The sequence below is a fragment of the Enterococcus sp. DIV1368d genome, from assembly GCF_050542975.1.
Taxonomy (GTDB): domain Bacteria; phylum Bacillota; class Bacilli; order Lactobacillales; family Enterococcaceae; genus Enterococcus_D; species Enterococcus_D casseliflavus.
Map to the genome: position 1 here is coordinate 178,456 of NZ_CP172939.1, position 15,195 is coordinate 193,650.

Here is a 15,195-nt window from a genome sequence, read left to right on the forward strand (position 1 = left end):
ACCCACAATCCACTTTCATGGGTTGAGGGTATCTTATTGATCGCTATGAGGGGACATCGTTTCTAGCCGTTGCTGACTTGCCAAGCGATAATCCCGAGGTGTCATCTGCGTTTGAGCATAAAATTTCTTATAAAAAAAACTGAGATTATGGTAGCCAACTTCTTCAGCGATGTTCTGAATCGTTTCATCTGTATAGGACAATAGATACTTGGCTTTTTTGATCTTTTGCGCCACGACCAACTCTTGGTAGCTACTGCCCGTGTGATCTTTTAGCAATTTAGAGATGTAATTCGGATGATAGCCAAAAAGATCTGCAATGTGTTGCAGCGTACAGTCCGCAGCATGATCGGCGATATATTTTAAGATCGGTAAGATGATCGTATGATCGGATCGGTCAAAACGTTCATTCGTAGTCACGTGATCTAATCGGCGAATCAAGGTAGTTAAGAATAAAAAGAGGTACGATTTTAACATTTCCGCAGTATAGCTATCATTTCGAAAATATTCGATCAACATTTGTTCCATCAAGCCGTGAAGCTCTTGTGGAACGATGGAGCGAAAAAGCAAAAAATTTTCCTGTTGGTTTTCTGATAGCGCTTGAATGATGAATTGTGACAAGATACTATGCTCCGATAAGCGATTTAAAAAAGAATCAGTGAAGAACTGTTTTTGCAAAACGATATTGATGATGATGTCTTCTTCTTCGACCTCATAAAGCGTGTGGACGATGTTGGAGTCTAAAAGACAAAAATCTCCTTCCGTTAATTCATACGTTTTATCCGTAAAGACTTGTTTACAACTTCCACGATAAACATAGGTCATTTCAAGATGATCATGCTTATGTAGGGGAGGATTACTAAAACGCGTATGTTGAACAAACTCGATCGTACTATTTTTAAAAAGGCTGCGCTTGTCATTCGCAAAAAATTTATTGTTATGACCGGCATTCATCAAGTTAAACGTAGGGATCTCTTCATCAAAGCGTTGGAAAAACGGGGCACTCTTTTTCGGCTGTTGTTGATAATTCAATTCACTTTCCGTCATGGAAAAAAGCAATTCGCGCAACTGCTGTTTATTCATATACACAACTCCAATTTTTAGTAAAAGGCGATGATAACATGGAAATCAATCAAATGACAATCAATTATTACACTGAACCGCTCGGCTATGATCTAAGCGATCCTATCTTTCGGTATCAAGTAACGGACCAATCGAAAGCAGTCTTTCATGCCTTAGAAGTGGCGCTAGATGCTGATTTTCAAGCAATCGTTAGCCAAGTACCCAAACAAAAGCTCGCTGCGTATCGCTTTTCCTGTACCTTTCCAATGCAACCTCGACAGCGCTATTTCTGGCGTGTCACGATTTGGGATGCAGCAGGTGATCGCTATCAAAAGACGAGCTGGTTTGAAACAGGGAAGCTGCAAGAAGCGTGGCAGGGTAAGTGGATCACGCCTGTGACAACGCCACTTGAATCAGCGATCTTTTCTTATCAAGGAGACCTCGCTAAACCGATTAAGCAAGCCCGTTTGTATATTTGTGGGCTAGGTTTGTACGAAGCATACTTGAATGAGCAAAAAATTGGAGACGAGTTTTTTACTCCCGGTTACACTAATTATCACGAATGGCTCCAATATCAAACCTATGATGTGACTGATGATCTAGTTGATTCACAGTATACAATAAAGGTTCTCGTGGGAAAAGGCTGGTATCAAGGAAATTTTGGGTTTCATGGCGGAAAAGAAAACATCTATGGCGATGCCTTTTTATTAAGGGCAGAGCTGCATCTAGAATACGTGGATGGCACACAAGAGATCCATGGAACCAATCAGGAATGGCAGGTTCGCACCGGTTCGATTGGGAAAAACAGCATCTATTATGGCGAAGATATCGATGAAACGATTCCTCACCAGTCTATTCAAGCGGTGAAGGAACACCAAGGCCCACAAGGGAAGCTAACTGAACGATTTAGCTTGCCTGTAAAAATAAAAGAAGAGCGCCCAGCGATTGCTTGTTGGCAAGAAGAGGGGGATTGGGTGTTGGACTTTGGTCAAAATATGGTCGGTTGGGTCACGTTTTATGATCAGTTACCTCTTGGCGCCCATATCAAACTCGAACATGCCGAGCTATTGGTCAATGGCAAGTTTTATCGGGAAAATTTACGAGCCGCCCGAGCAGCATTCACGTATCGTTCCAATGGCAACCGACAGTGGGTTCGTCCGCACTTCTCATTCTTTGGGTTTCGCTATGTTCGGATCAGTGGCTGGCCGTTAGAGTGTCCCTTTGCTAAAGACGCCTTTATCGGACAGGTGATCTATACGGATCTAGAAACGACAGGGGATTTTCGCACGAGTAATGAAAAAGTGAATCGATTGTACCAGAATATTTTATGGTCACAAAAAGGCAACTTCTTTGATGTGCCGATGGATTGTCCTCAACGCGATGAGCGCATGGGGTGGACAGGAGATGCACAGCTCTTTTCCCAGACAGCGATGTATACGATGGACACATATGCGTTCTTTCGCAAATATTTACATGATTTAGCTAGCGAACAACCACATTTTGATGGTGCGCCACCAATGACTGTGCCGCATGTTCCGACAGATATCCAGCAGTCTGGGGCAGCAGTGGGGGTTTGGGGAGATGCCGCCACGATCATTCCTTGGCATTTATACCGCTATTATGGTGAACCACAAATTCTCAAACAACAATTTTCTAGCATGCAAGCGTGGGTCGAACACATTGGCCGTAAGACGCATATCAACGGTTTATGGGACAAACAATTTCAATTTGGGGACTGGTTAGCTTTAGATGGTGATGATCCAGCTTCTCCGATTGGAGGAACCGAAGCAAAGTTTGTTGCGAATATTTTTTACTGGCATTCCTTGAAAATCGTTGCGCAGGCTGCAGCTATTTTAGGGTATACTTCTGAAGCTAAGCAATACGATCAGCGTCAAAGAATGCTCAAACAAGCCTTGCGAGCAGAATATTTCACGCCGAATGGGCGCCTTGCACTCGATACGCAAACGGCTTATGTGTTAACACTGGCATTTGATTTGGCTGCCGATCATGAAGTTGCGGGGATCGTGCAGAAGTTAAAAGAGAGACTAAAACGAGATGACTATCATTTGAAAACAGGTTTTGTTGGAACGCCTTTTTTAAATTTAGTTCTTAGTAATTATGGATTAAACGAGATAGCCTACACGCTCCTGTTAAATAATGATTATCCCAGCTGGCTTTATGCGATCGATTTAGGCGCAACGACGATTTGGGAACGCTGGAATTCGCTGTTACCAGATGGATCGATCAATCCTCAAGGCATGAATTCGTTCAATCATTATGCTTATGGAGCAATTGGCCAGTGGTTCTTTGAAGGTGTTTTAGGCATTCAACAAGCATCATCCAGCAGCGGGTTTCGGCACGTCCACATACAGCCCCAGATCCATTGGAGTATCAATCATGCCTCCGGCGGCATCGCCACTCCGAATGGACGGATTGAGGTCGCTTGGGCTTATGTTGCCAAAGATATCGTGAAATTAGACGTTACCATACCGACGCTTGCGCAGGCGATCCTTCATCTACCGGAAGTGGAGATTTACACCGACGAGGAGCTGACCGACCGCTGGTCTGAAGAAACACCATTAAAAGCAGGGCAAAATCATTTTTATTTAAAAGCCGCAGCCTATCAAAAACCAATCATTTCTGCTGAAACTACGTTAGGGGAGATCCAACAAACCCCCTTGATGTATGTGCGAGCAAAGCAACGATTTGCTGAGTCAAAATTATTTTCCAGCAGCAACGTAAGGGACCATCAAAAGCGATCACTAGCTTATTTTGTCAATCAAGAAGTGATTTCTCAGACACAGTTGGCTGGTTTTATCGATGAAATGACGGCATTGATCAAAGGAGACAAGAACTGAGCCCGTTATACGAAGAACTGACTGGTCACAAGTCAAAGTGGTATCTATCGCTGAAGAAAAAAGCAGACGGATAATCTTTCCGTCTTAACGCATCTGGAAGCAACCTATACCGATGCGTATCATTATTTGCGGACGATTGGTGTCGCGCAAGAGACCCTCGTTCATTTGCAAAGCAAGCTGATCGATGTGGCAGTGACGGTTTAAGGGTCACGAACAAACGGAACATCTAAGTGAGGGACTACTGCTTCTTTTGAAAAAGTGGTCCCTTTTTGTCTTAGTCACAATGACCGACGGAAAAATACGCCTTAAGTTTGATTATATTTATCGCTTGTTTTTTTATACTGAAGGTAGATAGAAAAAACGGAGGACAATCACTTGAAGAAAGCAATTAGTATGATCCTGCTCGTGTTAACGATAGGGACCGTCACATTGGTTACATGGTCTTATTTTACGAAAGATGCTTCCAGCGAACTGGTTCAGCTGGTGGATCGTTTCAATCCTTTCGTACCGGAGAAAAAGGTTTATGTCAAAACATCCGATGAGTATGGCGTGCCGCAAGAACATGATGCCTATGAATATACGCAAGAAGGAATCAATGAAGATGGACAAAAAATAAAAATCACGTTTTGGGCACCACAAAAATTAAAAGAAAATGCCTACCTAGAGCTTGATGCAAAGGGCAAACATGTGGAGTCGTATCAAGAGGTGACCGAGCAGGCTCTCCCTGACGCCGTCAAAGACGAGTTGGTTACGACTCATTGATCATCATGCCTGCTTGAAAAAAGGACAGGAAGTCATTTCCCGCAAGTTGGGAGATGGCTTTTTTCGTGCATTCACTTAGATAAAAGCTCGCCAAGATTTGATTTAGGTGAAAAAGATTAGAGGATGATAGAATTTTCAGAAAAAATAGATAATTTTTTCAATTCTTAGTTGCAATAGCAGAAGCGTCTGGTATTCTCTATGAGGTAGTTAAAAAAAATCATTCATATAATTAAAAATAGCGACAATGAGAGAATCACCTTGTATGGAGGATCAACGGTTTTCAAGGAGGAACCTATGACAGAAAAAAATCAATTAAAAAAGCAGATGAAAACCAGACATATCACTATGTTGGCACTAGGTGGCGCCATCGGTGCTGGCCTATTCAAGGGCAGCGGTGAAGCGATCCAGTTAGCGGGGCCTGCGGTCTTGCTGGCGTTTATTTTTTGTGGGCTGATCTTATTTGTCGTCATGACAGGACTGGGACAGTTGGTCTTATCTGACCAAAAACAACATGGTCTTTCGGGCTTAGTCCAGCCATATCTTGGCGTGCATACAGCCGATTTCATTGACTGGATCTACTGGTCAATGTGGATGATCAACATCATCGCCGAAGCAGTTGCTGCCGCAAGCTTTTTGCAGTTGTGGTTTCCCAATATTCCAGCTTGGATCTTTGTGTTGATTTTGGCACTGCTCACGACCATCATCAATTTGTTTTCGGTTCGCTTGTTTGCGGAAACGGAATATTGGCTTTCCTGGGCCAAAATCAGTGTGGTGATCGCGTTGATCTTGGTGGGTCTCTATCTGGTTGCCACGCAAGTCTTTGATTGGGGCTTTTTCCCGACGATGAGACAAATGACAGACTATGGTGGTTTTGCCCCTCATGGTCTCAAAGGATTTATCAATTCGTTATTGGTCGTAATCTATTCGTACGGCGGTTCTGAATTAGTAGCCATTACGATCAGTGAAGCGGAAAATCCCAAAAAAGCGATCCCGCAAGCAATCAAAGGAGTGATGACTCGGATTGCCGCTTTTTACATCATTCCCTTGTTTCTTTTACTGATCATTTATCCGTGGAATCAATTAGCCGATCCAAATGTCAGTCCTTTTGTGATGGTGTTTCAAAAAATCCATGTCCCATTTGCCTCCGACATCGTCAATTTAGTGATTATTTTGGCTTTGTTTTCGTCGATCAATTCTGGAGTCTATGCTTCTTCAAGAACGTTGTTTTTCCGATTAAGCAACAATGGCCAGAAAAAAAGCCGCTTTACGATGCTGAATAAAAACAGCGTGCCCCAACGAGCGATCATGTTTTGCAGCGGTACTTTATATCTTGGGGTCGTTCTTTCTTACTTTTTAGGCGACAAACTCTTCAATTATCTAGCAGGCTCCCTGTCTTATACTGTATTGCTGATCTGGTTGCTGATCAGTGCGGCGGCGTTTGTTTTGGTACGCAAGCAGAAGAAAATGGGCTATACGATTTTCTTGAGTGGGGCGATCCTTGCTCTGATTTTGCTGTTTGTCGGTATTTTGATCACTAACCCATTGGCGGTCACTGGCTTCACCGCACTATTGTATACGATCATTTTTCTTAGTTTTTATTGGAACCATCGAAAAATAGGGGAAACCAGTGAAAAAAGTTGAAGAAACGTCCCTTAAGACATAAACTGATGGGGAAGGAACCCTGCGTTCGGTTGTTTCTTCGGTTCTCAGGAATGTGACGATAAAATAAAGTGTAGGAGAAAACGAAAATGGTTAATTTTTGGACATTGATTTTCGGCACCCTCAGCTGGGTCGTGGTGGAAAGTCTGCTTTACAATCCGATGCATAAGTGGGGCAAGTTTTGGGCGAAAGAATCAGGAATGGCAGAGAAGATGGCTGATCAGCAGATGACGACCGGTGACATGCTCTTTACCTTTGGCGGCACGATCGTTGGTGGGATTCTCTTATCAGCAGCGACCTATCAAGTCGTCTATTGGTTTGCAACATTCGATCATGATGGTTGGCTGATGACCTCCTTGCAAGTCGCTTGCTTATTGTGGCTAGGGGTTTATGGGGTCGCCACCTTCGTGATGGCTGTTTACTCGGGACAGTCCCGCAAATTAGTCGGGCTGCACCTTGTGAACGGGTTTCTAGGAGTGATCGTTTTAGGACTTGTTGTTGGCTTGATTGGACAGTAAGCAACGATCATACCCCAGCGAGAGCGTTCAAAGGTCTCAACGAATCAATCCTAAAGAAAGCCGATCTTGTTTCAACAAGGTTGGTTTTTTTGTGCGTAAAATTAATCTTACTATAAAAAATAGCTATAAAAGCAAATAATTTATGCTATACTAAAAGCACTTTAATCTGTAGGAAACCAAATCCGCGGATTGCGGAAAAATCATCAAAGAAACAAAATTAGGGGCAACGAGGAGGAAAAAATGAAAACGAAAAGCATGTTAGGTAGAGGAATATTTGCTGCCGTTTGTTTAGTGACACTATTTTTCTTGACAAGCTGTAGCAGCTCAGGGGTTGACTCTGCAGCTGCGAATCAAGTATTGACCAATAGCAACAGTCATCAACAAAATGCCTTGTACGTTTTGGAAGATGGAAAGCTCACCGTCAATAAAACGCTGAGTTTTTTGGTCGATCCGAATCAGGAACCTGCGGACTTGGTAAAAGAACAAGAGACGCAATTAGTGCAGATCAACGAAACACTGCAAGCAGAGTTTCCCAAAAGCAAAGCACTGACTGCGGCAGACATCGGTCCTATGCACACCTTTGAAGTGACAAATGCCCAAGTGATCATTGATCAAGAGAAAAGGGAAGTGCGCATGACTGGCGATGATTTTGAGAAAGTATTCAAAATGGCGGACAACAATGACGAGCGTCTGATCGATGACGAACAAAACGAGTACGAGTTTTCGTATGAGGAAAACTAGCAAGTGACAAAAAAACGGCTGCCTCCGACGAGACAACCGCTTCAGACAGTAGACAAACCTTAGACAAAAATGAGGTTTGTCTTTTTTTCGTTGCAAAATTTAGTGGCTATTACGGAAAACATTTTGCGCAAGGAGTAAGTCCGCGACTTTGCGCTTCTGCTAAAGTGGCAGGCGTGTAGGTACCGTTGCCGCATTTTCTCGTATGATATTTCGAACCTGTTGGTGTAACGAGGACCGACGTTTGGGCTTGATTGCTAGCAGCGGCTGGCTGACTTTGTTCTGGCACAGCGGCGGCTGCCTGCCGTTCTTCCTCCGCCTTGGCTTGAGCGGCTGCTTGTTCGTTGGCAGCGATCGTTTGCGCCACTGTTTTTGTTCGAGCAGCTAATTCCTCATCGGGGGTCTTGAGACGAGCGACAGCATCTTCTGCACGAGCAAGGGTATCTTTTGTCGGCTCCGCCTCTGCCGCTTCCACCGCTTGGACAGCTTCTGCAACGAGTGCTTCTGCTTCTTTCTCAGAAATCTTAGTTTCTACAGTGGATAACCGACTTTCAAACGTTTCCTTGTTCAAAACCGCTTGTGCGACCAATTCTTTTGCCTGATCGAAATCCCTGCGCTCAAGAGAAGCTTCAGCGGTATCAAGGGCTTTGCCGATGGCAAGGTGTTCTTCAACTACCGCGAGCCGAGTAGCGAGATCTCCGTAGGTTTTACTCAAAGCATGAATCATCGTCACGGCTTCGTCGTAATTCTTTTGGTTTGGCTGGGTTGCGGCAAGCGCCAGTGCCGTCTCGGCTTTTTCCAGTGCTGCTTGTTCTTGTTTTTCAGCTTGCAAACTCGCTAGAAATGCGCGAGAAGGTTTGACGGTGACGACTTCTTCTTTGGTGTTTCCACCCATTGAGGCTTGGAGGGTAAATTCCTGTTCCTCTTCATCTTCAAGTTGCACGGTGTAAGAAAATGTTTCGTCCGCCAGCGAAACCTCCACCCCGTTGATCGTCAGTTGCGCTTCTGGGTTGGTTCGCCCAGTAATCGCCGCTTCGCCTTGTTCGTTGGTAACCAGTTCTGCTTCATCTACGTGAAGCTCCGGTGTTGTTGCAGGAGTCAATAATACCCCGCCGATCAATAAGAGAAAACCACCCATAAAAATAACGATTTTGTTGCGAAGCGGTTTTTTCTTGATCAAACTAAGAACAAAAAAGATTCCGCTTACAACCATTGTCAAAAAACCAACAACAAAAATAAATATCCCCATACTTTTTTCATTTCCTTTCTTGTGAATATTTTAATTATAACATTTTTATTAACGTATCCGCCATCAATAACCGACTAGTAAGGGTTGCTGAGCGTACGGAGGGAGTTTAATTAGTAAATCATCAGATATTTTTATCAATAATAAATAGATTTAAGGTATTTTTTATTATAAAATGATATATAAAAGAGTTGTTTTTCGTTTGCGGTTGTTTTTTTGGTTAAACAACTCTTGGTACAAATCCACTTGTTTGCTTCATCACTGTAAAAAAATGTTTCGAACAAACGGTTGAGAGCGAGCAACTACTTGCAAACCAGCAGCTTTCCTTCGCTGCTTCCCCCAAATAACACCATAAAAAAGAGATTCCCCCTCACTTGCAACCAAGCCATTTCATTGATAAGAAAATCAGTATGCGCAAAAGGAGAAGCAATGAAAATCACACAAATCCAATGTCCCAGCTGCTTGGGTCAGTTAACCGTTGACTGGGAGAAAGGAAAAGCAGTTTGCCAGTATTGCTTAACGAAGTCAGTCCTACATTCGCCGCCAAAACAAACGCAAGCAGCTTCGAATGAACAGGTTCCCGTAGTTTTTCAAGAAGTCAAAGAAGGGTTTTATTCGTTTACCTTTAATGAAGACGAGGTAGCAAATGCCTTGAAAAAATGGCTGATCCAACAGGAATCAGTTCCTGAGGACATTGTCGTTCATCTTGAAGTCAGCGAGGTAAAACGATATTTTATTCCGATTTATGAATTTCAGGTGACCTATACGATGCACTGGGAGGGGGCCTTTGGCTACGATACCCATTCCATTGCATGGGAAGGCTCGCATACGACCACATGGGAAAAGAAGCGCGGCGACCATCCAGATGAGACGGTCATACTCTATCAATGCGGCAGTTCGGAGGTGATCGAGCAAGAAATTCCTCAAAGCTTCGAGGTCAATGATGAAATGAAAAGAAAACCGCACTTTAGTACCGATCAAAAGGAATTTCAACAGCTAGTCTCAGCACATGCTATTCATGCTTTTCCCTTTGATATTGAGCAAGAGCAGGCGCTCTTTGGTTCTGAAAAACAAGCGGAATTGAGAGCCCATGCGAATGCGGTGATCCAGAAGAAAGAATCTGCCGATCATCTAAAAGAGCTGCACCTAGATCTTTCCCTGATCAGCTGTGCTACAGAAAAGCTCTACTTTCCCCTGTATATGGGCACCTTCAAGTACCAAGAGCAATCCTTTGAATTTGCGATCGACGGCAAAGATCCTGACCGAATGAAGCTGCCGATTATCCCACAGTGCCAAGAAACCTTACAAACGGTTGCGAATTTTTCAAAAGCTCGTAAGGTTTTTGGCTGGTCCTCCGTACTCTTTTTTACGTTAGGTGTGATCCTGATGATCTTGGCGCTATTCATTTCTGAATGGATCCCTCTAGGAAGAGTATTTAGGGCTGTCATAGGGGGGATTGTCATGAGTTCTCTGCCAACTGCAATCTATTGGGTAGTATCGGGGATATTGTTGCACTTTCTAAAAGAACAGTACCTCAAAACAGTCCAAAAATTTAGAGATGAGCTCCAAAGAGAATTATTAGGTAAGAAAACAGTTGGGACCGCTTTGTTAGCAAACTACGAGAAGTGTGGAAAGAAGCTTGCAAGAATGAGGAAATTTTATGAATGGCTCGATACGATCGCTTATGTGGTCGTGGTCGTTACCCTTATTTGGAACATTCTTCGGTTTCTTTGATAAACCATCTTGTTGAAAAGAAAAAACGATTCATAAAAAGGAGAAAAAATGAAAATCACACAAATCCAATGCCCCAGTTGCTTAGGGCGTCTAGAAGTTGATTGGGACTCAGGAAAAGCAGTCTGTCAGTATTGCTTGAATGAGCTGTTGATCAAACCAGAACAAAAAAACCAGGAACAAACAAACCAGGAACAAACAAACCAAGTCGTCTCGCTGAAAGAGTTGCCATGCATTCAAGGGACCGTCAAAGAAGGGTTTTATCCGTTTGCCTATGATGAAAAGGCATGTGAAGCGGCGTTGAAAAATAAACTAGCTTGGCAAGAGACCATCTCGGAAAGTATCTTTTTTGAGCTAGAGATGGTTTATCTCAAACGTGTATTTATCCCGATGTATTATTTTCAAATTGCTTATGATGCGCAAGTGAGAGGAAGCTATGTCCACGAGGAACAGCAGAGGGGGCGTGGGCGCATTACTGCCGACATTTCTTTACATAACAGCGGGAACACAACGGTTTTCAATGAATATTTCCCTACGGATACCCAAAAAGAAGCGGATTACAGTATCAATGGTAAGCTGCCGCTGCATCTTCAAAAAGGAGCCGCCTATTGCACGGATATGCAGCAGTTTTCGGCACTTAGTCAAGGCGCTCAGGTGCTGCCCTTTGATATTTCCAGAGAAGCGGCACTCTCTGATACCCATCTAATGGAAGTCTTTGAAGCAAAAGCCAAAGACCATTTGGTGGGAGCAGAGGTTGCCAATGAGGTTCAACTGACTCTTTTTCCGAAACAATGTGATACGGAAAAACTGTATTTTCCTTATTACATTGGCGAATTCAAGTATGGAAACCAAACCTATTCTTTCGTGGCTGATGGCACCGATGCTGAACGTCTTTTTCCAACCCAGCTTCCTGAATGTGAACAGCTGGTGCAAGTGAAGAAAAGTTTTTCGAAGACCAGTAGTGTCCTTTGGCAGTTCTGCTATACCTTCTTTTTTGTCGGATTATTTTCTGGAATTGCTTCGAGTTTTCTATTTGATGGCTTTTTATTACCGGCTGTTGCCTTTAGTCTGCTTGCTTCAGCGGTCATCTTGCTGATTGCTTGTCTTGCGACTTGGTACTTCTTGCTCGTACCAGAGGTCAAGTTTTTCTCAGAGTACGGCAAATTCAAAGCAGAACTTTCCCAGGCATTGAGTCAGTCGGATGCATCAACGGCTGCAGCGAAGAAAGCTTTTGAAACGCGGAGGAAGAAACTCGTTCGAAAAACAGTATTTTACAGCAGTCTGGAAAACATGGCGTATGAATTTGCCTTGATCCTTTTTTTAGCAATCCTGACTTGGTATTTCAGTTTTTATGGCTTATCGTTTCTAGTGCTGCTGGCGTTTGTCACCTGGAATACGATCCGTATTTTTACAACAAAAAGCTCCGATACCTGTATCGAAACGAAAGGATGATTCAATGGATATTATTCCGATTCAATGCCCCCACTGCCTAGGAGAACTAGAAGTCAATTGGGACGCTGGCACGGCGATTTGTCTGTATTGTCGTGGGAAAATGGTCATTAAACAATCTTTCGATCATACCAAAAGCCCGCATGCCAATCCTATGACAGAAAAACAGCTTGCGCTGACGCACCTTGCTGCTTTGTTGAAGAAAATCAGTCAGTCAGCTGCTGCCAACCAAACGATGGATCCTCTTCCCCTGGGAAACTCCTCAGCGGCAGGGGGTTCAAGTGATCACAAGCAGTCAAAGCAATCGGCAATGAATCAGACGTCTTTGATTCAGCGGGCGCCACGCGATCCAGTCAAGGAGCGACAAACTCGTTTGAATGCTTTTTTGCAAGAGCAAGATTTTTTGTTCTATTTTTCTGGAGAAAGACAAGTGCTGCCACGGCAATGGCAAAGACAAGTCCTTACCAGTTTTCAAGTACCTGAAACGGAGACGCTTCTGGCACTGCTAACGGCAAAGATGACTGGCAAGAAAGCGAATGCGGGGCTGCTTTTTGGCGTTGAACGAGTGTATTTGTGCACGTACGAAAAGAAAGAAAAACGAATAGCCAGTTTTTCCTGGAGTGTTTGGAAAAACCTCAGTTTTGAGGTCCAGCATAAAATGTTTAGTAGCTTTTTGGTGATTCAACAGGAATACCGCATTCCTCTCCAAGCATTGGGCTTTGCGACCCAATCATTTTTGCAAGAATTACAGCAGTTGTTGCAAGAGTGGGAGACTGGCTAGTGCTGAGTATCGATGAAATCAAATAATGGATCAATTTATTGGTCAAAAAAACAAAGAGAGCGTCGCAAACAGCGGCGCTCTTTTTTTATTCATTTGGTTTCTAGGTTTCCAACTCAGTGTCGTTGGTTTCTGATAAATACTCGGCTTCATCGTTTAAAAGACTGGCCGTCGTTCGCAGCGTGTCGTAAGAATGCAAAACGGCAGCGAGGCTTTTTTGCGAATCACTGATTTTCATGGTCGTCGAATCGGCACTATCTAACACGACTAAGGCTTGTTGATTGATGGCTTGCATGGTTGCGGCAATGGTTTGGGTCAACTGCTTGGTCTGTTCGGCTAATTTTTGCATTTCATCGGCAACTACCCGAAAGCCAGCTGCTTGTTCGCCGATCCGTGCTGTTTCGATGGAAGCGTTGAAGGATAGCAGTTTGGTTTGTTGTGCAATGCGGTCGATGTCATGCAGCACCGCTGTCACCTGTTGGCTATCCATTTCTAAGGCATGGGTCGTTGCTTGATTTTGATCAGACAGCCGTTTGACTTGCGCCAAGTTCTCTGACAAATGATCGACTTGCTGATGCCCGTTGGCAGAAAGTCGTGTCAGGGAAGCAGCACTTTCTTGCACTTTTTTGATAGTGACCGCTAAGGCTTGTTCTCTTTGGGTAATGTCAAAAGCGATTTTGACGACGTTGACGACTTCTTGCTGCTCATCGAGGACGGGGAAGTAGATTCCTTCTAAAATCAGTTTTTCTCCTTGTTTGTTTTTTCGGATGATTTTGTCTTGAAACCGTTGCTTTGAGTACAGCAGTTGATTCCAAAAAGCTTGGTAATCCGTACTGGCAGCATAATGGTCAAAACAAAAGGTCCGATGCGGCAAGCCAATGATTTCTTCTTGGCTGTACCCTAGGATATCAGTCATGTTGGCATTGGCGAAAACAACTTCTTTTTGCGGATCAAAGACTATGACAGCGAGTTCTTGAAAAATAGCAGCGAGCAGACGGTTATTTTGTGTTTCATCTAATGTGAATTTCATACGTACTTACCTACGCCTTTCAGTTTTTTGGGAAGTTTACACAGCGAGTGTCTTACAGTTATCGGTCATGAAGGCAAGGCAGTTAAGAGTGCAAAAACCACCTTTTTTGTCGAACAAAATGCTTGGAAACAGAAGAAAGCAAGATTCTTTGCATCAGAATGACTTGGTGGTACCCTTAAGATCAACACGAACGATTTCAAACAAAAGGAGAGAATCGTATGACAGATAGAATTTCGTTGGAAAAAGCAGCCGTTGAATTTAGTGAGGCAAATGCACCGCACCCACGGATCTATGAATTACCGCCAGAAGAAGGGCGCGCACTATTGGAACAAGTCCAAGAGTCGCCCGTCAATAAATTGGCGGTTGAGATAGAAGATCAGACCGTAGATACAGGCGAATGGGGGACCATCAATGTTCGTTTTGTTCGTCCTGAAGGAAATCATGCAATTCTCCCTGTTATTTATTATCTCCATGGTGCTGGCTGGGTCTTCGGCAGTGCCGCAACTCATGATAAATTGATCCGTGAATTGGCGGTACGAACCAACTCGATCGTCATTTTTCCTGAATACAGTCGTTCGCCAGAAGCAAAATACCCAACGGCGATCGAACAAAATTATGCGGTCTTGCAGCAATTACCGGGATTTGTCGATGTCAAAGGCTTAGACCTTACCCGTTTGACCGTGGCTGGCGATTCCGTAGGTGGGAACATGGCGACTGTTATGACCTTGTTAACGAAAGCCCGTGGTGGCATTCCGATCGCACAGCAATTATTGTTCTATCCTGTGACAGATGCCCGCTTTGATACGCCTTCGTATGAAGCATTTGGCGAAAACTATTTTCTGACCAAAGAAGGGATGCAATGGTTCTGGGATCAATACACGACGGATGAAACACAGCGGAATCAAATGACCGCTTCTCCTTTAAGAGCGACCAAAGAGGAGTTAGCCGATCTGCCACCAGCGTTGATCATTACAGGGGAAGCAGATGTCTTGCGGGATGAAGGGGAAGCCTATGCGCAGCATTTACGAGCAGCTGGCGTGGAAGTTACCCAAGCACGTCTGCAAGGAATCATCCATGATTTTGTGATGGTTAATGCGATGGATCAGACCCAAGCTGCACGAGCGGCCATGACACTGGCTGTCGGTTGGCTGACGGAAAAAAATGTCCCAGCAGAATAAAAAACCGACAAAAGAAGCTTCTTTTTAGAGGTGTTCTGATACAGTAAAGGATTTATGGGGTGGAGCGATCCACTCCTTTTTTTGTCGGAAAAATTGAAATACGTACACCTGCAGTCTGAAGCAGATGCAAACGCTCTCTAAAAAACTACGTTTTTATAGTACAGATATTAATAAGTGTTTTTCGTTGAT

The 15,195-nt window shown here is 43.8% G+C and carries 12 protein-coding genes; 9 read left to right on the plus strand and 3 right to left on the minus strand.

All coding sequences use genetic code 11. The features are described from left to right. Positions 1–33: 33 nt before the first annotated feature. Positions 34–1,080 (minus strand): AraC family transcriptional regulator, encoded by a 1,047-nt coding sequence (locus IGJ44_RS00825; protein WP_151195390.1) that lies wholly within the window; start codon positions 1,078–1,080, stop codon positions 34–36. A gap of 38 nt (positions 1,081–1,118) precedes the next feature. Between IGJ44_RS00825 and IGJ44_RS00830 the strand changes: the two genes are divergently transcribed. The 5 genes from IGJ44_RS00830 (at position 1,119) to IGJ44_RS00850 (ending at position 7,597) form a co-directional block, all read left to right on the plus strand. Beyond that, on the plus strand, positions 1,119–3,917 hold the full coding sequence (locus tag IGJ44_RS00830) for an alpha-L-rhamnosidase (RefSeq protein WP_167826599.1): 2,799 nt from the start codon (positions 1,119–1,121) through the stop codon (positions 3,915–3,917). Positions 3,918–4,310: 393 nt separating this feature from the next. After that, positions 4,311–4,679 (plus strand): YxeA family protein, encoded by a 369-nt coding sequence (locus IGJ44_RS00835; protein ID WP_167826698.1) that lies wholly within the window; start codon positions 4,311–4,313, stop codon positions 4,677–4,679. Positions 4,680–4,973: 294 nt separating this feature from the next. Continuing rightward, complete coding sequence (locus IGJ44_RS00840) at positions 4,974–6,320, plus strand: amino acid permease (protein WP_167826600.1); 1,347 nt, start codon at positions 4,974–4,976, stop codon at positions 6,318–6,320. Positions 6,321–6,427: 107 nt separating this feature from the next. Beyond that, the gene (locus IGJ44_RS00845; RefSeq protein ID WP_005226702.1) at positions 6,428–6,856 is read left to right on the plus strand and encodes a DUF1761 domain-containing protein; all 429 of its coding nucleotides are present in this window, start codon (positions 6,428–6,430) and stop codon (positions 6,854–6,856) included. 240 nt (positions 6,857–7,096) lie between these two features. Next, entirely contained in the window at positions 7,097–7,597 is a 501-nt protein-coding gene (locus IGJ44_RS00850; RefSeq protein WP_167826601.1) for a hypothetical protein, read from the plus strand. Between the two features lie 109 nt (positions 7,598–7,706). Here IGJ44_RS00850 and IGJ44_RS00855 read toward each other — a convergent pair whose 3' ends face one another. Next, entirely contained in the window at positions 7,707–8,843 is a 1,137-nt protein-coding gene (locus IGJ44_RS00855; protein WP_167826602.1) for a serine protease, read from the minus strand. 426 nt (positions 8,844–9,269) lie between these two features. Between IGJ44_RS00855 and IGJ44_RS00860 the strand changes: the two genes are divergently transcribed. From IGJ44_RS00860 to IGJ44_RS00870, 3 genes are read left to right on the plus strand one after another with little or no spacing between them, the layout of a single operon-like run. Further along, positions 9,270–10,574 carry a hypothetical protein gene (locus tag IGJ44_RS00860; protein WP_167826603.1) on the plus strand — a complete coding sequence of 435 codons (1,305 nt, stop codon included), beginning with the start codon at positions 9,270–9,272 and terminating at the stop codon, positions 10,572–10,574. 48 nt (positions 10,575–10,622) lie between these two features. Continuing rightward, positions 10,623–12,023: a hypothetical protein gene (locus IGJ44_RS00865; RefSeq protein WP_413130240.1), complete on the plus strand. Its 1,401-nt coding sequence runs from the start codon at positions 10,623–10,625 to the stop codon at positions 12,021–12,023. Between the two features lie 4 nt (positions 12,024–12,027). Next, positions 12,028–12,801: a hypothetical protein gene (locus IGJ44_RS00870; protein WP_430606037.1), complete on the plus strand. Its 774-nt coding sequence runs from the start codon at positions 12,028–12,030 to the stop codon at positions 12,799–12,801. Positions 12,802–12,901: 100 nt separating this feature from the next. Here IGJ44_RS00870 and IGJ44_RS00875 read toward each other — a convergent pair whose 3' ends face one another. Next, on the minus strand, positions 12,902–13,828 hold the full coding sequence (locus IGJ44_RS00875; protein ID WP_167826606.1) for a methyl-accepting chemotaxis protein: 927 nt from the start codon (positions 13,826–13,828) through the stop codon (positions 12,902–12,904). Between the two features lie 218 nt (positions 13,829–14,046). Here IGJ44_RS00875 and IGJ44_RS00880 point away from each other — a divergent pair, with 218 nt between their 5' ends. After that, positions 14,047–15,006, plus strand: a complete 960-nt coding sequence (locus IGJ44_RS00880) for an alpha/beta hydrolase (protein ID WP_167826607.1) — start codon at positions 14,047–14,049, stop codon at positions 15,004–15,006. Positions 15,007–15,195 lie beyond the last annotated feature (189 nt).

Bases quoted from the DNA above. Each gene is read 5' to 3' on its own strand.
- IGJ44_RS00825 (WP_151195390.1), bottom strand. From the start codon at position 1,080: ATGAATAAACAGCAGTTGCGCGAATTGCTTTTTTCCATGACGGAAAGT.
- IGJ44_RS00830 (WP_167826599.1), top strand. From the start codon at position 1,119: ATGGAAATCAATCAAATGACAATCAATTATTACACTGAACCGCTCGGC.
- IGJ44_RS00835 (WP_167826698.1), top strand. From the start codon at position 4,311: ATGATCCTGCTCGTGTTAACGATAGGGACCGTCACATTGGTTACATGG.
- IGJ44_RS00840 (WP_167826600.1), top strand. From the start codon at position 4,974: ATGACAGAAAAAAATCAATTAAAAAAGCAGATGAAAACCAGACATATC.
- IGJ44_RS00845 (WP_005226702.1), top strand. From the start codon at position 6,428: ATGGTTAATTTTTGGACATTGATTTTCGGCACCCTCAGCTGGGTCGTG.
- IGJ44_RS00850 (WP_167826601.1), top strand. From the start codon at position 7,097: ATGAAAACGAAAAGCATGTTAGGTAGAGGAATATTTGCTGCCGTTTGT.
- IGJ44_RS00855 (WP_167826602.1), bottom strand. From the start codon at position 8,843: ATGGGGATATTTATTTTTGTTGTTGGTTTTTTGACAATGGTTGTAAGC.
- IGJ44_RS00860 (WP_167826603.1), top strand. From the start codon at position 9,270: ATGAAAATCACACAAATCCAATGTCCCAGCTGCTTGGGTCAGTTAACC.
- IGJ44_RS00865 (WP_413130240.1), top strand. From the start codon at position 10,623: ATGAAAATCACACAAATCCAATGCCCCAGTTGCTTAGGGCGTCTAGAA.
- IGJ44_RS00870 (WP_430606037.1), top strand. From the start codon at position 12,028: ATGGATATTATTCCGATTCAATGCCCCCACTGCCTAGGAGAACTAGAA.
- IGJ44_RS00875 (WP_167826606.1), bottom strand. From the start codon at position 13,828: ATGAAATTCACATTAGATGAAACACAAAATAACCGTCTGCTCGCTGCT.
- IGJ44_RS00880 (WP_167826607.1), top strand. From the start codon at position 14,047: ATGACAGATAGAATTTCGTTGGAAAAAGCAGCCGTTGAATTTAGTGAG.